The organism is Vibrio sabulosilitoris (assembly GCF_055391395.1).
Window position 1 is genome coordinate 181,236 of sequence record NZ_AP029599.1, and the last position, 19,749, is coordinate 200,984.

At 50.4% G+C, this 19,749-nt stretch carries 17 protein-coding genes; 12 read left to right on the forward strand and 5 right to left on the reverse strand.

Annotation, left to right across the window (positions count from 1 at the left end; all coding sequences use genetic code 11):
- Positions 1–35: 35 nt before the first annotated feature.
- Together birA and murB are read right to left on the reverse strand one after the other, a co-directional pair.
- Complete coding sequence (gene birA, locus ACZ5R2_RS01005; RefSeq protein WP_464900409.1) at positions 36–1,031, reverse strand: bifunctional biotin--[acetyl-CoA-carboxylase] ligase/biotin operon repressor BirA; 996 nt, start codon at positions 1,029–1,031, stop codon at positions 36–38.
- Positions 1,028–2,071 carry a UDP-N-acetylmuramate dehydrogenase gene (murB, locus tag ACZ5R2_RS01010; protein WP_464900410.1) on the reverse strand — a complete coding sequence of 348 codons (1,044 nt, stop codon included), beginning with the start codon at positions 2,069–2,071 and terminating at the stop codon, positions 1,028–1,030. Before murB ends, birA begins: the two co-directional genes overlap by 4 nt.
- An 81-nt stretch (positions 2,072–2,152) precedes the next feature.
- On the opposite strand from murB, the gene ACZ5R2_RS01015 reads away from it, so the two are divergent.
- From ACZ5R2_RS01015 to purD, 4 genes are all read left to right on the forward strand, one after another.
- The gene (locus ACZ5R2_RS01015; protein ID WP_464900411.1) at positions 2,153–2,569 is read left to right on the forward strand and encodes a GNAT family N-acetyltransferase; all 417 of its coding nucleotides are present in this window, start codon (positions 2,153–2,155) and stop codon (positions 2,567–2,569) included.
- 160 nt (positions 2,570–2,729) lie between these two features.
- Positions 2,730–4,070 carry a CDP-diacylglycerol--serine O-phosphatidyltransferase gene (pssA, locus tag ACZ5R2_RS01020; RefSeq protein ID WP_464900412.1) on the forward strand — a complete coding sequence of 447 codons (1,341 nt, stop codon included), beginning with the start codon at positions 2,730–2,732 and terminating at the stop codon, positions 4,068–4,070.
- Between the two features lie 382 nt (positions 4,071–4,452).
- Entirely contained in the window at positions 4,453–6,045 is a 1,593-nt protein-coding gene (purH, locus tag ACZ5R2_RS01025) for a bifunctional phosphoribosylaminoimidazolecarboxamide formyltransferase/IMP cyclohydrolase (protein WP_464900413.1), read from the forward strand.
- A gap of 103 nt (positions 6,046–6,148) precedes the next feature.
- Positions 6,149–7,438: a phosphoribosylamine--glycine ligase gene (gene purD, locus ACZ5R2_RS01030; protein WP_464900414.1), complete on the forward strand. Its 1,290-nt coding sequence runs from the start codon at positions 6,149–6,151 to the stop codon at positions 7,436–7,438.
- Positions 7,439–7,503: 65 nt separating this feature from the next.
- On the opposite strand, the gene ACZ5R2_RS01035 is transcribed toward purD, so the two are convergent.
- Both ACZ5R2_RS01035 and hupA read right to left on the reverse strand, forming a co-directional pair.
- Complete coding sequence (locus ACZ5R2_RS01035) at positions 7,504–8,199, reverse strand: DUF1481 domain-containing protein (RefSeq protein ID WP_464900415.1); 696 nt, start codon at positions 8,197–8,199, stop codon at positions 7,504–7,506.
- Between the two features lie 83 nt (positions 8,200–8,282).
- The gene (gene hupA / locus ACZ5R2_RS01040) at positions 8,283–8,555 is read right to left on the reverse strand and encodes a nucleoid-associated protein HU-alpha (protein ID WP_438460592.1); all 273 of its coding nucleotides are present in this window, start codon (positions 8,553–8,555) and stop codon (positions 8,283–8,285) included.
- A gap of 279 nt (positions 8,556–8,834) precedes the next feature.
- Between hupA and ACZ5R2_RS01045 the strand changes: the two genes are divergently transcribed.
- Complete coding sequence (locus ACZ5R2_RS01045) at positions 8,835–9,884, forward strand: CNNM domain-containing protein (RefSeq protein ID WP_438460593.1); 1,050 nt, start codon at positions 8,835–8,837, stop codon at positions 9,882–9,884.
- A gap of 70 nt (positions 9,885–9,954) precedes the next feature.
- On the opposite strand, the gene ACZ5R2_RS01050 is transcribed toward ACZ5R2_RS01045, so the two are convergent.
- On the reverse strand, positions 9,955–10,542 hold the full coding sequence (locus ACZ5R2_RS01050) for a YjaG family protein (RefSeq protein ID WP_464900416.1): 588 nt from the start codon (positions 10,540–10,542) through the stop codon (positions 9,955–9,957).
- A 207-nt stretch (positions 10,543–10,749) separates the two neighbouring features.
- Between ACZ5R2_RS01050 and ACZ5R2_RS01055 the strand changes: the two genes are divergently transcribed.
- The 7 genes from ACZ5R2_RS01055 (at position 10,750) to ACZ5R2_RS01085 (ending at position 19,749) form a co-directional block, all read left to right on the forward strand.
- Positions 10,750–11,676 (forward strand): D-2-hydroxyacid dehydrogenase, encoded by a 927-nt coding sequence (locus ACZ5R2_RS01055; protein ID WP_464900417.1) that lies wholly within the window; start codon positions 10,750–10,752, stop codon positions 11,674–11,676.
- Positions 11,676–12,272, forward strand: a complete 597-nt coding sequence (locus ACZ5R2_RS01060) for a uracil-DNA glycosylase family protein (protein WP_464900418.1) — start codon at positions 11,676–11,678, stop codon at positions 12,270–12,272. Before ACZ5R2_RS01055 ends, ACZ5R2_RS01060 begins: the two co-directional genes overlap by 1 nt.
- A gap of 416 nt (positions 12,273–12,688) precedes the next feature.
- Positions 12,689–14,059, forward strand: coding sequence for a carbohydrate porin (locus ACZ5R2_RS01065; RefSeq protein WP_464900419.1), 1,371 nt, complete (start codon positions 12,689–12,691; stop codon positions 14,057–14,059).
- A gap of 157 nt (positions 14,060–14,216) precedes the next feature.
- Positions 14,217–16,253 (forward strand): methyl-accepting chemotaxis protein, encoded by a 2,037-nt coding sequence (locus ACZ5R2_RS01070; protein WP_464900420.1) that lies wholly within the window; start codon positions 14,217–14,219, stop codon positions 16,251–16,253.
- Positions 16,254–16,430: 177 nt separating this feature from the next.
- Complete coding sequence (locus tag ACZ5R2_RS01075; protein ID WP_464900421.1) at positions 16,431–17,438, forward strand: LacI family DNA-binding transcriptional regulator; 1,008 nt, start codon at positions 16,431–16,433, stop codon at positions 17,436–17,438.
- Positions 17,439–17,454: 16 nt separating this feature from the next.
- The gene (locus ACZ5R2_RS01080) at positions 17,455–18,696 is read left to right on the forward strand and encodes an extracellular solute-binding protein (RefSeq protein WP_464900422.1); all 1,242 of its coding nucleotides are present in this window, start codon (positions 17,455–17,457) and stop codon (positions 18,694–18,696) included.
- Between the two features lie 60 nt (positions 18,697–18,756).
- Positions 18,757–19,749 carry a carbohydrate ABC transporter permease gene (locus ACZ5R2_RS01085; protein WP_464900423.1) on the forward strand — a complete coding sequence of 331 codons (993 nt, stop codon included), beginning with the start codon at positions 18,757–18,759 and terminating at the stop codon, positions 19,747–19,749.

Consider the following 19,749-nt stretch of genomic DNA (forward strand, 5'->3'; position numbering starts at 1 on the left):
GGTGGCGACCAGAGGCATTTCAAGGTTTGCCGCCATCAAAGACCTCGAAGTGAGATCTCGCCGCCAATATGTCGCTCTAGACCGTGCTCGGTTTCGATCAACACCGCCCCTTGCTCATCGATCCCCTTTTCGATTCCCTTAATTTCTCGCTCTCCGATGATCAATTTTATCGGGCGATCGAGAAAATTATCGACTCGATTCCAACGCTCGACAAACCCTTGCATGCCGATACGCTCGTAATCACGCAATGCCTTGTGCCAAGCTTGAATAAACGCGCAACCCAATCGGTTACGATCTAGTGAGCCATCATCAAGTAACAGCGGGTGATCCGTAACGTGCTCGAGAATCTGCTTAAGCGAGATCCAAGGTTGGTCAATCCCCTCTACTGTTTCTGGCATCGTCAAGTTGATACCAGATCCAATCACTAAGTGCGCTGCGCCACCGGCTTGCCCCGAGAGCTCAACCAAGATACCCGCCAGCTTTTTGTCTTGATAATAAAGATCATTTGGCCACTTGAGCTTCACACCCTCTACACAAAGCGACTCTAGCGCCTCGACCAAGGCCACACCGACAACAAGACTAAGGCCCATCGCAGCCGCCATGCCCGCTTCTAGCCGCCAATACATCGACAGATAGAGATTCGCACCGAAAGGCGATACCCACTGACGCCCACGTCGCCCCCGTCCCTGAGACTGATATTCAGCTACACAGGCCGTGCCTGGCTGCAGGTCATCAACACGCTCGAGAAGATATTGGTTGGTAGAGTCAATGACCGGATAGAGTATTACTGGTGCCGTGGATTCAGCCTGCAATCGTTCCTGCTTGAGTAAGGTCATCGGCTGGGCAAGCTGATATCCGCGTCCTTGTATGGAAAAGAGCTCAACCCCCCATTCTTGGATACCTTTGACGTGCTTACTCACAGCCGCACGACTGATCCCAAGCTGGCGACCAATCTCCTCTCCAGAGTGAAAGCCCCCTTGGGCTAGCAAGGCTAAAATATCAAGCTTGGTTTTTGGTAGGCGCGCAGTCATAAAGCACGCTCGCAGATCTGCTCAAGACGTGTCTCTTGTCTGGGGCCCATAAAGCGCACTTCATGCTCTAGGGCAATGGCGTAGGTCTGCCACACGCAGTCACGCACTTTTGCCGCCAGTATCACCACATCTTGGGCACTGGCATCACCACGATTGACAATCACTAGGGCTTGGTTAGGGTGCACTTGAGCGCCGCCGACCTCATGTCCTTTAAGGCCACACTGGTCGATCAACCACCCCGCTGCCACCTTGACCAGCCCCTGACCTGCTGGGTAAGCGACCATATCCGGGTGTTGATTTTTCAGGTTGTTGAAATGTGCTTCTGGGATCACCGGGTTTTTAAAGAAGCTGCCAGCATTGCCATTCACACTCGGGTCGGGCAGCTTCTCCATTCTCACCTGGCAAACGCGTTCAAAAATCGCCCTGGGAGTGGGTGATTGAAGCTGCTGTAAAGGCCCGTAACCGACATTAGGCTGCCACTCTTTGGCCAGCACCAAACCGACACCAGTAACAATCGCTTTTTGATAGAGCTGGTGCTTAAAGATCGAGTCACGGTAACCAAACTGACACTCATCACGAGTCAGCCGCTTGACCTCAAAGCTATCGAGACACAGTATCTCCACATACTCACAAATATCTTTAAATTCGACCCCATAAGCCCCGATATTCTGGATTGGCGCAGAGCCTGCGCAGCCGGGGATCAAGGCGAGGTTTTCTAGGCCGGCATAACCATTTTCTACACACCAAGCCACCAGCTGTGGCCAGTCCTCACCACCGGCAATATGCAGATGATACGCCTGAGAGGTCTCCACAACTTGCTTACCCAAAAGCTGATTGATGATCACCACTCCTTGGTAAGGCTCGGTAAACAGCATATTGCTGCCCTTACCAAGCAGTAGTTTTGGTAAATCTTGCCACTGAGGTGACTGATAGACAGCAATAAGCTCCTCAAGCGAGGTCACCGTCACTAGGTACTGACAGGTTTGCTCAATACCAAACGTGTGATAAGGCGCGAGACTGGTGTTGGTTTGTATCTGCATAAGTGCGATTTGCCACTGGGTTATTGGGTCGATTAAACTGCGGTTATCTTACACCAATTCCCAGCCCTCTTGTTTATTACAATGTTAGATATTGAGCCACTCGACCCAATTAAGCTGCCTCTGATCACGCGTCTTTATAAGCAGCACTACCCATCGGGTAAAGCCAAGCGCGATGAGCTAATTATCGCCGGGTACCTCGAGGGCACCTTAAGCGCCGTGGTACGTTTTCGCTCGATTGAGTCTTATCGCCTATTGACCGGGATGTTGGTGATACCCGCCGCACAAGGCAAAGGGCTTGGTCACCAGCTGCTCGATTACTGTCAGCATCAGGTGCTCCAGACCGGTGATTACTGCTTTGCCTATCAGCATTTACACTCATTTTATGCCCAGCATGGGTTTGTTGAGGAGCCCGCTCTACCCGGAGCCCTGGATAACCTCTACCGCCGCTACACCGCGAGTGGAAAAAAGCTCGTCGCGATGCGCTATTTAGGGGCTTAATACGTAGGGTTTCATGACGTGCACCGAATGCATTACATGTTTGAAAACACCCAGTTACATTTGATGCTACCTTCTGTGCGCTATTTCTATACTTATGAAATAGAAATTTGCTAGTATTCCATGTTCGCAATTTTGCATACGAATAGGTAACACTGACACCATGATGGTCACCCGCAATCTACTATCACAACTTCCAACCCTCGCTTTAGAGCCAGAGTACCTCGATGTGTTGCCCTCGGCTAAAGCGTTTAAGACCAAATTGCTTGAAGCAATTGCAGGTGCTACCCAACGTATCTATCTGGTCGCCCTGTACTTGGAAGATGATGACGCTGGGCGTGAAATCATGGATGCTCTGTACGCCGCTAAGCAGCGTAACCCTGAGTTAGACATTAAGGTGTGCGTCGACTGGCACCGAGCTCAGCGTGGTTTGATTGGCGCCGCGGCCTCTGAAGGCAATGCTGAGATGTACAAGCATTATGTCAGCCAACACTCACACAAGGTACCTGTGTATGGCATTCCAGTGCGTGGTCGTGAAGTCTTTGGCGTACTGCACCTTAAAGGCTATATCATTGATGACGAGGTGATCTACAGTGGCGCCAGCCTGAATAACATCTACCTTCATCAAGCAGAGCGTTACCGCTACGATCGCTACCATGTGATCAAGCACAGTGCCCTTGCCGATAGCATGGTGGAGTTTGTACAGAAGGTGATGATTGATCACCCGGCGGTCAACGACCTAACTTGCCCTTCTAAGCCGCAGACCAAGCAAATTAAATCGATCATTCGTCAGTTCCGCTCAACTCTGGCACGCGCGGAATATCGCTTTAAGCCGCAAACCGTGAGCGACCAGCAAGTCGCGATCACGCCAATCGTCGGTCTGGGTAATAAGCGCAATAAGCTCAACAAGACCATTGTCCAGTTGATCGCGGCGGCAAAGAAAGAGGTGTTTATCTGCACCCCTTACTTTAACTTCCCGCGTAGCGTGGCCAAAGAGATCCGTCGTGCTCTCAAGCGTGGTGTTCACGTCACGATTGTGGTGGGCGATAAGACGGCCAACGACTTCTATATCTCGCCAGAGGAAGAGTTCAAAACCATCGGCGGCGTGCCTTACCTTTATGAAATGAATCTGCGCCGCTTTGCCAAGGCGCATGAGTCGCATATCGCCAGTCGCAAGTTGTCGATTCGCCTGTGGAAGCACGGCAGTAATAGCTACCATCTCAAAGGCATGACCATCGATGATCGCTACATGCTGATCACGGGCAACAATATCAACCCGCGCGCTTGGAAACTGGATCTTGAGAACGCCATCTTAATCCAAGACCAACATCATCATCTGCGTGATAAGTTCCAGCAGGAGCAGGAGCAGATCCTTGAGCATACTCAGCTGATCTGTACCTATAAGCAAATTGAGAAAGCCGACCAATACCCAATCCCGGCGCAGCGTTTGATCCGCAAAATCAAGCGAGTTAGAGCTGATGGGCTTCTCAAGCAGCTTCTCTAATCAATCACAGCCCGCCCAGTGCGGGCTGCTTTCTCTCGCTTGTTTATCATCAACATCCCCCACAACTTAACTTGTTCAAATAGCCGTTTGACCCATTAATCAAGCAAATAGCCAGTTTTTTCTAATTATTTTTGCGATGCCAAACGATTGCGCGAGCTTTTTTATCAATTGTTGGTTAGAATACGCGCCATCAAATTTACCCTGACTCTATTATGAGCAGTTGGTAAAGGTGTTTACCAAAACTGGCCAATCTTGTCTTCGCGCTCTGGGCGTAAGAACAAACAAGTTCATTTTTGGCAAATATCTTTAATGTCAGCTGTTAGTGGCCTGTTGCCACCGATAGCTACAAGTTTAACTCCGTGAATTTGAGGAAGATGGAAGCATGACTAACGCTCGTCCTATTCGCCGCGCTCTGATCAGCGTATCAGACAAAACTGGTATTGTTGAGTTTGCTCAAGCTCTTGCTGAGCGTGGTGTCGATATCCTTTCTACCGGCGGTACTGCACGCCTACTGGCTGAAAAAGGTATCTCTGTAACTGAAGTTTCTGACTACACTGGCTTCCCAGAAATGATGGATGGCCGCGTGAAGACGCTACACCCGAAAGTTCATGGTGGCGTTCTAGGTCGTCGTGGCCAAGATGATGACGTGATGGCAACACACGGCATCAACCCAATCGATATGGTAGTCGTCAACCTTTACCCATTTGCTGCTACGGTAGCAAAAGAAGGCTGTACGCTGGAAGATGCGGTTGAGAACATCGATATTGGTGGTCCAACTATGGTTCGCTCTGCTGCGAAAAACCACAAAGACGTGACCATCGTGGTAAACGCACACGATTACGATCGCGTAATCGCTGAAATGGATGCGAACCAGAAGTCTCTAACTCTAGAAACTCGCTTCGACCTTGCGATTGCTGCATTCGAGCACACGGCCTCTTACGATGGTATGATCGCAAACTACTTCGGCACTATGGTTCCATCTTACGGTGAGAACAAAGAAGGTGACGAAGAATCGAAGTTCCCACGTACCTTCAACCAACAGTTCGTGAAAAAGCAAGACATGCGCTACGGTGAGAACAGCCACCAAGATGCAGCGTTCTACGTCGAAGCGAACCCAGAAGAAGCGTCAGTGGCAACAGCCCGTCAAATCCAAGGTAAAGCGCTGTCTTACAACAACATCGCTGATACTGATGCCGCGCTAGAGTGTGTGAAAGAGTTTGATGAGCCAGCGTGTGTGATCGTTAAGCACGCTAACCCATGTGGCGTAGCGCTAGGTGGCGACATTCTAGAAGCGTACAACCGCGCTTACCAAACAGACCCAACGTCAGCGTTCGGTGGCATCATCGCCTTCAACAAAGAGCTGGATGCAGAAACGGCTAAAGCGATTGTTGAGCGTCAATTCGTTGAGGTGATCATCGCACCATCTGTGTCGGCAGAGGCTGTTGAAGTGGTTGCAGCGAAGAAGAACGTGCGCCTACTTGAGTGTGGCGAGTGGACAACTAAGACAACTGGCTTTGATGTGAAACGCGTTAACGGTGGTCTACTGGTTCAAGACCGCGACCAAGGTATGGTTGATGCGTCTGATCTGAAAGTCGTCTCGAAACGCCAACCAACAGAAGAAGAGCTAAAAGACGCACTATTCTGCTGGAAAGTTGCCAAGTACGTGAAATCGAACGCGATCGTTTACTCGAAAGGTGATATGACTATCGGCGTGGGCGCAGGCCAAATGAGCCGCGTTTACTCAGCGAAAATTGCCGGTATCAAAGCGGCGGATGAAGGCCTACAAGTTGAAGGCTGTGTGATGGCTTCTGATGCGTTCTTCCCATTCCGCGACGGCATCGATGCGGCTGCAGAAGCAGGCATCAAGTGTGTTATCCAGCCAGGTGGCTCAATGCGCGATGAAGAAGTGATTCAAGCTGCGGATGAGCACGGCATGGCGATGATCTTCACTGGCATGCGTCACTTCCGTCACTAATACGATTGAAGCAACTGGAGCCTGAGGGCTCCAGTTGAGTTTTCACCCTGATTTTTAAGCCCAATCAGAGAACTCCTCTGGTTTTGCTCTCGAAGGAAAGAATATGAACGTACTTGTTATTGGCGCTGGCGGCCGCGAACACGCACTAGGCTGGAAAGCGGCTCAAAACCCAAATGTTGAAACCGTCTTCGTTGCCCCAGGTAACGCGGGTACGGCTCTTGAGCCAAAACTTGAAAACGTCAACATCGGCGTCGAAGACATCGACGCTCTTGTTGCCTTTGCTAAAGAAAAAGCGATTGAGCTGACTATCGTCGGCCCAGAAGCGCCATTGGTTATCGGCGTTGTGGATGCGTTCCGCGCTGCAGGCCTACCTATCTTTGGTCCAACGGAAGCCGCTGCTCAGCTAGAAGGCTCAAAGGCATTCACTAAAGACTTCCTAGCGCGTCATACTATCCCAACCGGTGCTTACGCTAACTTTACTGAGATTGAGCCAGCACTGGCTTATGTGCGTGAGCAAGGCGCACCGATCGTGGTTAAAGCCGATGGCCTAGCGGCAGGTAAAGGCGTTATCGTTGCGATGACGCTAGAAGAAGCAGAAGATGCTATCAAAGATATGCTCGCGGGCAATGCGTTTGGCGAGGCGGGCAGCCGCGTGGTTATCGAGGAGTTCCTTGATGGCGAAGAAGCTAGCTTTATCGTCATGGTTGATGGCGAGAACGTACTACCAATGGCGACCAGCCAAGACCACAAGCGTGTGGGTGACCAAGATACCGGCCCAAACACGGGTGGTATGGGTGCCTACTCTCCTGCGCCAGTGGTGACGCCTGAGATCCACAATCGCATCATGGATGAGGTTATCTACCCAACGGTACGTGGTATGGCTGCAGAAGGTCACCCATACACGGGTTTCCTTTACGCGGGCCTAATGATCGATAAAGATGGCACACCAAAAGTGATCGAATACAACTGCCGCTTCGGTGATCCTGAGACCCAGCCAATCATGATGCGTATGGAATCAGATCTGGTTGAGCTCTGTCTGGCAGCCATTGACCAGAAGCTAGACCAAGTTGAGTCAAAGTGGGACCCTCGCGCATCAATCGGCGTGGTATTGGCAGCAGGTGGCTACCCAGCATCTTACAACAAGGGGGATGTGATCTCAGGCTTGCCAACGACCGATGTTGAAGGGCAAAAGGTCTTCCACGCAGGCACGGCTGAAAAAGACGGCAGTGTTGTCACTAACGGCGGACGCGTTTTGTGTGCGACGGCTCTGGGCAACAGCGTTTCAGAAGCACAAGCACGTGCTTACGAGCTAACTAAGCAGATCAGCTGGGATGGCATGTTCCATCGCAACGATATCGGCTACCGCGCAATCGCGCGTGAACAGCAAAAGTAATCGATAAGCACTAGATACACCAAGGGAGCTCAATGAGCTCCCTTTTTTGTGCTGACATCTTGTCGCTAATCTTCAATCAGCTCCGGACGCTCGATACAATCACGGCCATCGTCATCCAGCAGCAGTAACTGCTCGACCTCGATACGCGTTGAGCGGGCACGACCCACTAAAGCGACGTAACTGTCGACGCTGGCCAAGCGATTCATCAACACCTTGGGCATCGGGTAATTAAACTGCACCTCTGGAAAAGAAGAACCAGAGCAGGAGTTAAACTCCTGACCGTCCCAGTAGCCTTGGAACAAATCATAGCCACGTTGGTCCTGATCGCGAGTCACTGCCACAACACCAGCTGCATCACTTTTCAAATTCGCCAACAACTGTGAGTTAACTGGACGCACATTACCGTCAATACGATAGCGCTGGTAGATTGCATTGCCGTCTTTATTAAAGCGCACATGCAGACGAAAAGGCACCAACTCACTGTCGTTCAGTTGCATCCCTTGTCGAACCAACTCCCGCACCACACCGTCTTCCCAGCGATACTCAGTCTGATAATAACCGTAGTCTCCCATCATCACGTGATCAGCGGCAGAAACCGCTTCTCCGAGGCGATCGCTAGACCAGTACAAGCTCGTCGCGTCACCAACAATCTGACCTCCGGTCAAATCGCGGATTTGTTCAACAGCAGGGTTTGGGCCCGATGACGCGCACCCAGCCAGAGTCAAAATAGCAAGCGAGGTAAATAGGTGATTTCTTTTCATGGCTCACAGATAGAAAAACGAGGCGGTATAAATAATTATACTGCCTCGTTTGCAAGATTATTTGATCAGTAAAGGGTTACTGATTACTTAACTGAATCTTTTAGAGCTTTACCCGCTACGAATGCTGGTACGTTAGCTGCTGCGATTTGGATTTCATCGCCAGTCTTTGGGTTACGGCCAGTACGAGCTGCACGGTGATTTACTTTGAATGTACCAAAACCAATTAGTTGAACTTGGTCGCCCTCTTTCAGAGCTTCAGTCACACCGCCTAGAGTCGCTTCTAGAGCTGCTTTAGCTTGCGCTTTAGATAGATCAGCTTTTTCTGCGATGAAGTCGATTAATTGGGTCTTGTTCATTAGGTTTCCCTTCTTATAGGTTTGTTTATCTAAAACAACTCTAAATCATTCAGCCCCCATCTGGCAAAGGTTTGTGGCGCCTAAACGGTGCTTATGCCGGGTTTTTAAGCATAAACTGCGCAATAACTCACAATTTACCTAACTACTTGGTGGCACTGGGAATGTAATTTACTGTCCAAAGCCTATCGGCTGCCTATTTTGCGTGTATTTACTACGCTTAGTATTGCTACGCAATTGTAAGTGGCAATGTTAAACAACTTTTACTGGATTGGGTGAACCATGTTTCTACTCGCTATTTACATCACGGTTGCGATTGGCGTTTCCTTTGTCTGTTCAGTACTCGAGGCGGTGCTACTCAGTATCACGCCCAGTTATATTGCCCAGCTCGGTAAAGATGGGCACCCCGCCGCCGAGCGTCTTGCCAAACTCAAGGCTGATATCGACCGGCCACTAGCATCGATTCTCACCCTCAATACCATAGCGCATACCATAGGCGCAGCCGGCGCCGGGGCACAGGCCGCAGCGGTGTTTGGCAGCCAGTGGCTTGGGGTATTCTCTGCTGTCTTAACTCTGGGCATTTTGCTCTTGTCTGAAATTGTGCCTAAAACACTAGGGGCTACCTATTGGCGTCAGCTGGCCCCCATGGCGGCAACTCTACTCAAGTGGATGGTGTGGGCATTGACGCCCTTTGTGTGGTTCTCGGAGCAGATCACCAAGCGCCTGGCCCACGGGCACCAAGCACCCAAAATGCGTGATGAGTTATCAGCGATGGCGATCCTGGCTAAAGAAAGCGGCGAGTTTAATGAGGGGGAGTCCAAGCTGCTAAGTAATCTGCTCGACATCCAAGACGTGCCCGTCACTCAAGTTATGACACCAAGAACGGTATTGTTTCGCGTCGATGCTGAGCTAACGATCAATGAATTTCTCACCGAGCATGTCGAAAGCCCGTTCTCGCGGCCGCTGATCTACAGTCAAAGCAAGGGCAATATTATTGGCTTCGTCCATCGATTAGAGCTGTTTAAGCTGCAACAAAATGGTCAAGGCAGTAAACAACTGGGGGCGGTGATGCGCCCGATCCATGTGGTGTTGAATAACCTTCCCCTTCCCACGGCCTTTGAGCAACTGATTGCAAAACGGCTGCAACTGGCGCTGGTTGTCGATGAGTATGGCTCGGTACAGGGCATTATTACCCTTGAGGATATCTTTGAGTACTTACTTGGCGAAGAGATTGTCGATGAGGTCGATAAAACCACCGATATGCAGCAACTCGCCTTTGAGCGCTGGGAGAAGTGGAAACGAGAGCATGGAGTGATTGAGAGTAAAGACTAGATAAAGGAGCGGACAAATTGTAATAAGATCTGCCCGCTACTATTTAGGTGACTTTTTGTGGACCTAGAGCTTATAGAGCCGCTCCAATATTACTGACGCCTTCCTCTTTGAGCTCACTGCGCAGATCTTTGATCAGCTCAGCGTCGTGTCGATCGGCGTCTTTCAGCGGACGGAAGATTGCCCACTGCACGTCCCACTCGCCGCATACGGCTTCGTTCTCTTTCTGGTTATCATCAGTGATCTCGATGTCCAACTGCACTTCCTCAAGCTGAGCAACCGTCTTGACCGACTGCTGACTCACCTTGTGCATGTTTTCTAGCAAGTAGTCTCGATCAAGCAATCCATGCAGTAGGGTCGATAGGCTCACACAAGCATCAATCGCAGGCAGAACACCGTAGAAGTCGTAGTCGTCAGAAGAGGGAATGATCTCCTCTAGCTTCTCTAGCTGACGCTCGAAGTTCACCTTGGCGGTCTTTACCGTCAAGGTTTCCCACACACTGTCAAGAATGTCACGGTAGATACGCGGCTCGGCAAAGTCGGTGGCTTGGCAAAACAGGGCGTAGTTTGGGTACATGCGCTCACACAAGCACGCCATAAAAGTAATCTGCTTCCAAGGCTCGAGTTTTTCCAAGCGAAGCTGTAGGGGATTTCGTAACATAATACTCTAAACAGTAGATATAAGGACTGGGAAAAGTGTAATCCTATCCCTGACTAAGCTCAAGGTAGAACCGAGTGTAATCTCAGTAACAACAACCGTCTATACCCCTCAAAAGCATCACAGAGTGCGCATCTTGAGGTGAGTTAGGTATAATGACCTCAATGGACACCAACACAGCGCCTCGAAGAAAAGGAAACCACTTCTGTTATGCAAGACACCCATCATCAGCTATTTATTCTTACCGACCAGGACGACGTCTATCACTCCCTGATCGAGGCGAAACATCTGCCAGGTCTTTGCATCACAACCGAACCAGACAAAGCCAATATTGTGCTAGCCGCTCCGCCAATGGCGCGCGAGAGGCTGGGTGACCTGCCTAGCCTTGAGTGGCTCCAGTCAATTTACGCGGGTGTTGATGCGCTTTGCGTCCCTCCTCTAAGCGACAAAATCTATCAGCTGACCAATGTAAAAGACATTTTTGGTCCGCAGATCACCGAGTATGTGCTTGGCTATAGCATTAGCTTCTATCGCCACTTTCGACTCTACCAGGCGCAGCAAGACTCACAATTGTGGAGCCCACATCTCTATCAAGGCCTGCAGGGGAAAACACTGGTCACCCTCGGCACTGGCTCAATTGCCAGTTACCTCGCCCAGGTAGCGAAGGCTTTTGGCCTCGAGGTTTTGGGGGTAAATCGCAGTGGGATCCCGCCCAAAGACTCGCCTTTTAGTCAGGTATTTCATGTTGGTGAGCTAGAGGCGGCGCTCGGACAAGCCGACATCGTGGTCAACACCTTGCCTGCCACTCCAGAAACGCGCGGTATCTTGCATAGTGGCAGCCTAGGCCAATGTCACAATGCCTTGCTGTTTAATGTCGGGCGCGGCTCGGCCTTGGTTGAGTCAGACCTTATCTGGGCACTGGACAATCAACACCTTGCCCATGCTTACTTGGATGTGTTTGAGCAAGAGCCTATGACAGACCCCGTACTGTGGTCACACCCCAAAATTACTGTTACCCCTCATATTGCCGCCTTGAGTTTTCCCGAGCAGGTAGTGGAAATTTTCAGTCAAAACTATCGACGCTGGTGTGATGGCTTTGGTCTCAAGTTTGTCGTTGATCAGAAAAAGGGCTACTGATGACCCAAAGCTCTGCTATCACCTTACAGCAGGTGCTTACCCAAGCGAGAGCCTGCAAAGTATGCGAGCCTGAACTGCCGTGTGGCGCGCGCCCGGTGATTCAGGCTAGCCCAGAGGCAGAGCTGTTGATCATCGGTCAAGCCCCTGGACTCAAGGTGCACAAGACAGGGGTTCCATGGAATGACCCATCCGGTGATCGCCTGCGTGACTGGCTCAAACTAAGCAAAGACACATTTTACAACCCTAAAAAGGTGGCGATTGTTCCAATGGGGTTTTGCTACCCAGGCAAGGGCCGCAGTGGCGACCTGCCACCGCGTAAGGAGTGCGCTCCACTGTGGCACCAAGCCTTGCTGAGTCAACTACCTAACATAAAACTCACGCTGCTGATCGGCCAGTATGCGCAAAACCATTACCTGAGTGATAAACCTGCCACTTTAACCGAGACGGTGCGAGACGCCACTCACTGGCTCGAACATCAGCAGTTTCCGCTGCCCCACCCCTCTCCGCGCAATCAAATTTGGCTCAAACGCAACCCGTGGTTTGAGGAGCAAACGCTGCCTTTACTGCGAGACCAACTTAAAGTTCTCAATCTGTGAAAACAGTGGGAACTCTTGGCGCTTAAACTGGACTAACTGATGAATACTTCCTCATGTTTATCAGTACTTTCCTTACATAAGCCACGAAAGCTTTCATTATTCTGAAAACCTTTCACATCCATCAGTTCGTATTGCGCAAAAAAATGACTATCTAGCGTGATAAACCCCGGCAATTGTCATGAAAGGAAACCGCTTTCATGACAATTAATAATACAATAATCAACACAAAACACCTTACTACACCTAGTGTTAGCCGTTTTGGTGATGGTTTTTTGTTATTTCATGACGCATTTCGCTCAAACCACTTGTGACCCCGCAAGATATTTTCAAGCCTTTCATTCCTTAATATAACAATCAACGAGGTGCCACACCCCATCTCGACAACAAAAAATAACTATCTACAGGGAAACAATAAGATGAAAAAGTTTAAGGTTTTACCACTTACTGTCGCGGTGGCCTCCACACTTGCTGCCACCTCTGCTTTTGCTGCTACAGATGCTGATATTGCCGCACTAGAGGCTCGTATTGCCGAGCTGGAAACGCGCGCAACAACCAATTATGTTGACGACCAACAACAAGCGGTGCTGTCTTCAGAGACAGAAGCACCACTAGGTATCATTTTCTCAGGTTACGCTCGTTACGGTGCCCACTACCAGGCTGGCGACGAGCGTTACGTGCAAGTTGGCTCTTCTGGTGCCTCGCTAGGTCGTCTTGGTAACGAAGCGAACGGTGGCGAAGTTCAGTTCGCCAAAGTATTTGAGCAAGACAACGGCGCCCTTTGGGATGTGGTCTTCATGGTTGAAGACTGGGGCTCTGATCAGTGGAGCTCACCAGGTGGTGTAAACCTTAAGAAAATGTACGCTGGCGTAACCAACGTTTTTGACAGCCAGCCAAATCTATACCTTTGGGGTGGCCGTGATTTCCACCAGCGTCCACAACAAGGCCTAAACGATTACTTCTGGATGTCGCACGATGGTCAAGGCGCTGGTTTCAATAATCTAGACCTTGGCGCGGCAAACCTAAACATGGCGGTTGTCGGTCAGGTTGATGGTGGTGAAGCTGGTGCACTGGGCAATGATAATGGCAAATATGCGGTGACGGCTAAGCTACACGGCATCAACGCGGGTATCGGTAACCTAGACCTCTACGCCAACTACGGCTTCACCTCAGACCAAATCGACAGCGACGAGACTGCTTGGTTGGTGGGTGCAACGCTTGGGCTAGGCAGCTCAAACCGCTTGGTAGTTCGCTATGGTGATGGCGCAGATGCATCTGCATTTGACCTAATGAAAGACGCGCAAATCTTTTACGGCAGTTTCGAGGGTGGCTACGCCTTCTCAGACCAGTTCGTGGTTGACTACCTAGCGTCCTACAAAAAACTGTCTGGTGACGACTTCACGTCTGAAGGTGAGAGAACAAAGGATGATGATGGTAATGATCTAGATAAACCTGAAAAAACTGGTCAATTCATCAATGCTGAGCGTGACGAGTATGCGGTAATTGTTCGCCCACAATATAAGTGGAACGACGTGCACTCAACTTGGCTAGAGGCGGGCTATGCGATTGAAGACTACAAAAACGGCGATGAAGTGAAAGGCTGGAAGGTCACGCTATCACAAAACGTTTCCTTCGGTGGTGGCCCTGGTGACCGTCCAATGCTGCGTTTCTACGCCACCGTGGGTGATGTTGATCGTGATGCACGCAAGTTCGACAATGGTGAAGTCGTTGCTGACAATGTGACCATTGATACGGTTTCAATCGGCGCAATGTTCGAAGCTTGGTGGTAATCCCAACGAACCACTAACCAACTTATTTTTATTGTCCATATTATCGCTCTGCCACTGTCGGACTCGGCAGAGCGATTTTCCCCAATTTCATTATTAACTCTGTTTAGGGCACTTTTGTTTCGGTGCTCTCTTTTTTTAGATCTGCAGAGGGCGTCAGATGATTTCTTCCATCTCATCAAGAATCTATCTCGGTTTTGCTTTGCTGATCATCCTGATGTTGATCTCAAGCGGTTATGCCGTGGTGACCAACCAGCAAGCCGCACAGCGAATGTCGGTGATCACCCATCAATCCACCCCATTAATTACCCAGTCGGCACAGCTTACGATTGATTTTCTCGATATCAATCGTAGCCTATCGCCCTATCTCAATGCCCGTTACTTAGACGAGTTGGCGGCACCTAAGCTGGCTATAGAAGAGCAGGTCCAGGCCTACTTTACCCAACTGCAGCGCTTGCAAGAGCTTGCTGTGCAGCAACCAGAACTGCAAGCACCACTTAGCCAAGTGGAAGACTTTAGCCATCAAGTGACAGAAAATATTGATGCTCTGCTTAGCACCTATCACGACTATTTAGACACCAGTGATCTAAGCCTCTATCAACAAGCGGAATTTCAAAGCTTGGTCGCTCAGCTCAATACCAACTTAACCCAAGCACTTGTCCGCGGTCATGCTGAAACCACGGCCTCCATTGAGGCGACGATTAGCCAATTGAACCTCGCCACCAGCGAGGCACGTGAGTCCTTTACCCTCTATGACAGCAGCGAGTTGCGCGGCGTACGCAGACGCTTAGCCAATCGTCAAGAGCGACTCGATCAAGCCCTCACTCAGCTTAAAAGCCAAGCACCGGCTGTATTTCAGTCCAGTGCGTTGGCGATCATGCGATTGCATGAGCAGATTTATGCCCCTGAGGGGGCGGTGGATTGGCACGCCAACGCCGTCGATTTACTTGAGCAGCAACAGACACTGCGAGCGCAGCTTGAAGATAAAATTGACCAACAGCTGAAATACATTGAGCAGTTCTCCGAGCACGCCACCCATGCGGCGCGCACACTTGATATCGCGTCACAGCAGCAATCTCAGTCAACGCTAATATTATTGATTGTCACTTCGACAGTCTCTATTTTGCTCGCTGGCGCTATCGGCAATCATATTGCCCGCACGATTCGCTTGGCCGCACGCCAGATTAATCAGGCGCTTGACCACGTAGCAGGCAAGGATTTATCGCATCGCGTGACCTACACCCGTAACGATGAGTTTGGTCAGCTGGGTCGAAAGATCAATCAGGTCACCGAGCACCTCTCACATGTGATAGAGCAAATGGCCCTCTCTTCGGCGACCCTAGATAAGGCCTCAATCGATAACCAATCCACCAGTACTGATCTGCGTGAAGCCATGGGGCATCAAGCCACACAAACCACCCTTGTCGCCACGGCGATGGAGCAGATTGAATGCTCGGTGGCAGAAATTGCTCAGTCAGCAGAGGAGACCCTCAACACCGTGACGCAAGCGGTAGCGCAGTCCCAAACTGGACAAAGCATGGTCAACACCAGCGGTGCTTTGCTGACCGAGCTGGCCGATGAGCTCACGCAAGCGACGCACAATATTCAAGCTCTTGAGCGAGAGAGCGGCAGTATCGAGTCCATCTTAGAGGTGATCTCGGGGATCTCAGATCAGACCAACCTATTGGCACTCAACGCTGCGATAGAGGCGGCTCGAGCCGGTGAGCAAGGGCGCGGCTTCTCGGTCGTGGCCGATGAGGTGCGCGTATTAGCGGCAAAAACCACCGACTCGACCCGTGAGATCCAGCTCAAAATAGACCAATTGCAGTCCAGCGCCCAATCAGCGGTGAGCCAAATCCATACCTGTGCCAGTCGTATGGAGCACTGTGTCAGTCAAACCCAGCATATGACAGCACAGCTGCTCGAGCAGCATCAGCGGCTCGATAGCATTGAGTCACGCAGCCATCAGATCGCCTCTGCCACCGCAGAGCACCAGAGCGTGGCTGCTGAGGTAACCAGCAGTATCAATCAAATCCATCTGCTCGCCGATGAAAATGACCAGCGTTCACAGCGTTTAGCGGCCAACAGTCGTCAGTTAGAGCAGATGGCAGAGAGTCAGCTCCGCTTGGCGCATGAGTTTCAGCTCAAAACCGACATTGATGAGGAAAATTTCGCCAATAACAATCTCGATTCGTGACCATGAAAGCCCTTTCATGAAATGGTTTCATGGCATCACGCAAAATTCTATCTGACCTCAAGAATTGAATAATTGACAAATATAGGTCTGATTTGGTGTGAGTTTACTCACGTCTGAGGTCAAGCAAATCACAGATACTAGCTCCTGAAAGCGGTTTCTTAACAGGGGGTGAGTAAAGTGGCAACGATAAAGGACGTATCGGAACAAGCAGGCGTTTCACAAGCGACAGTATCGCGTGTGATCAATGGCACCAGCCGCGTCAGTCACGATAAAAAGCTCAAGGTTGAAAAAGCAATCAAGGATTTAGGTTACCGCCCTAACTCGATTGCTCAAGCACTTGCATCGAGTCGCAGCGGCAGCATTGGCGTTATCGTACCCGAGCTAGGTGGGCCATTTTACTCGAGTATTCTGCACAACATTGAAGAGAAGCTGCGCCAGTTTGGTTACCACGTGATTGTCACTGCCGGTGGCAATACCGAGAAAGAGCAACGTGAGTCGGTGGAGTTTTTGTTAAGTCGCCGAGTCGACGCGCTGATCATGCATTGTCAGCAGCTGACGGATGACTACTTAATCAACCTTGAAGAGCAAGGCGTGGTGTTTGTCTTGGTCAATCGCTTTATCCCGGAGCTAAAACACAGCTGTATCAACATTGATAACGAGTACGGGGCAAAGCTGGCGACTGAGTACTTACTGAGCATGGGACACCAAAAAATCGCTTGTATCACCGGACCGTTAGATAAGTCCGATGCACGCGGTCGATTACAAGGTTACCGCACCGCACTAGAGGATGCGGGGCTCGACTACGATGAGTCACTCGTCATCGAGTCAGGATTTACTGAAGAGACGGGCATGAGCGCCACACGCAAGTTGTTCCGTCGTGGCTGTGATTTTTCAGCCTTGTTTGCCTGCAATGACCATATGGCCGTCGCCGCCTCTGAGGTCATGGCAGGCATGGGATATCGGATTCCCCAAGATATTTCTGTGGTCGGCTTTGATGATGTGTTATTTGCACGCTATGTCACGCCATCGCTGACCACAGTCAATTTTCCAATTGAACAGATGAGCATCGAAGCTGTGCAGCTCACTATTCAAAAGTTACATAAAAACAAGCAGGACGTGAACTTTCGACTCGCACCCAAATTGGTGATTCGAGATTCCGTAACCCTCTTACCAACGACTCTATAATAATTAAGGATTGATCATGAAACTAAAGACTTTATCGCTGTCTGTCGCACTTGGCCTTGGACTGGCTACCGCTGTAAATGCTGACGACCATATTCGTTTCGACGGTTTCCCAGATTTCGATAGCAGCCTCAAGGTTCTTCTCCCAGACTTTGAGAAAGAGAGCGGCATCAAGGTAGATTACCTAATGAATAACCATGGTGACCACCACACCAAGCTAACCACCAACCTAGCGACTGGCTCTGGTGCGGGCGATGTGATTGTCGTTGACGTTGAAAAGATCGGTCCTTTTGTTTCATCTGGCGGCCTAGTCAACCTTTCTGAGGCCTACGGTGCTGACAAGTTTGCCGACAGCTTTGCGCCTTATGCTTGGGCACAAGGCAAAGGCGGTGACGGCGCGGTTTATGGTATCCCGGTCGACCTAGGCCCTGGTGTGATGTACTACCGCACCGACGTGTTTGAAAAAGCTGGCATCGATGTTGAAGAGGCGACTAAAGACTGGGACTCTTACATCGCAGCAGGTGAAAAACTCAAAGAGAAAAATATCCAGCTGATCGCCTCTGCAGCCGACGTGGCACAAACCATCATCTTCACCACTGTACCAGAAGGTGAAGGCCTGTACTTTGATGACAAAGGCAACCCAGTCGTGACCTCTGAGCGCTTTGTTCACGCGTTTGAAGTGGCGAAACAGATCCGCGATAAGGGCCTTGATGGACGTATCCTAGCTTGGTCAAACGAGTGGTACGAAGGCTTCCGTAACGGCACATTTGCTACCCAGCTTTCGGGCGCATGGCTACTTGGTCACCTTAACAACTGGATTGCCCCAGACACAGCAGGCAGCTGGGGTGTTGAGCACCTACCAAACGGCATCTACGGCAGCTGGGGTGGTTCATTCCTATCGATTCCAACTCAGTCTGAGAACCCAGATCAAGCTTGGGAGCTGATTGAGTACATGACCACTAAGCGTGATATCCAGCTGAAGCACTTTGAAACCATCGCCGCTTTCCCAGCCAACGTCACCACTTACGATGACCCAATGTTTGCTGAAGAGATTGACTTCCTGGGCGGTCAAAAGGCGCGTCTACTATTTGCTGATGTTGCCCAAAACATCAAACCGGTTGCACCAGCCAAGGGCGACCACGTAGCGCGCTCTATCATTCTTGAGAATGCGCTGATGGAAGTGCTGGACGAAGGTAAAGACATCAAAACCGCACTGGCGGATGCTGAGCGCCTAATCAAACGTCGTACACGCAATCTATAAGCATCATTATTTTCAGAGGCGCAGCTCGCTGCGCCTCTCTTTGGGTAAGAGGTCGTCACAATGAATCAAGCTGCTAGCAAGGTTTTAGACTCTGAGGGTGAACGCAACAGCCTTTTTTCTTGGCTGAACGTGAAAGCGCTTACACCCTACGGGTTCCTACTGCCGTTTTTGGTCATTTTTTCAGTATTTGGAATCTTTCCACTACTTTTTTCAATCTATTTATCATTTCACGAATGGAACCCAGTTGAGGGTCTTGGCGCAATGGAGTACGTGGGCTTTGAGAACTATCATCTCGCCCTCACCGACCCGTGGCTATGGCGTTCACTGAAAAATACATTCTGGCTCGCTATCACCTCTGGCGTTGCGCAGCACCTAGTCGCACTGCCTGTGGCCTACATTTTGGTGTCACTGGGCGATCGCTTGCGCCACTGGCTAACATCGGCTTACTTCTTGCCGTTCATAACCTCGACGGTGGCTGCCTCGCTGATCTTCTTCAATATGTACTCACCAAACTCGGGCATCATCAACCAATCTCTGATGGCGCTGGCCGACAGCACCCTGTTTGGCTGGGCATTTGGCTGGATTAACGACTACCAACCAATCCGCTGGCTAGAAGACTCAACCATGATCAAGCCATCGATCGCCTTTATGGTGTTCTGGAAATATACCGGTTTTAACATCGTCCTTTACACCACAGGCTTGATGACCATTCCTAAAGAAATCTTAGAAGCTGCACGTATGGATGGTGCTAACGCGGTCCGTCGCTTCTTTAGTATCTCACTGCCAATGATCCGTCCATTTGTGTTCTTTGCTATCACCATGACCATTATCGGTAACCTGCAGTTGTTCGAAGAACCGTTCGTCCTAACTCGCGGTACCGGTGGTACCGGCCAGGCGGGTCTAACCATCTCTATGTACCTCTACAAGGTGGGCTGGGAATGGCTAGAAATGGGCACCGCATCGGCTATTTCATGGCTGCTGTTCACCCTAATTGCCGCCTGTACTTCAATCCAATTCTTCTTCTTTGGCAAGAAAGGTCTAGGGGAGCAATAA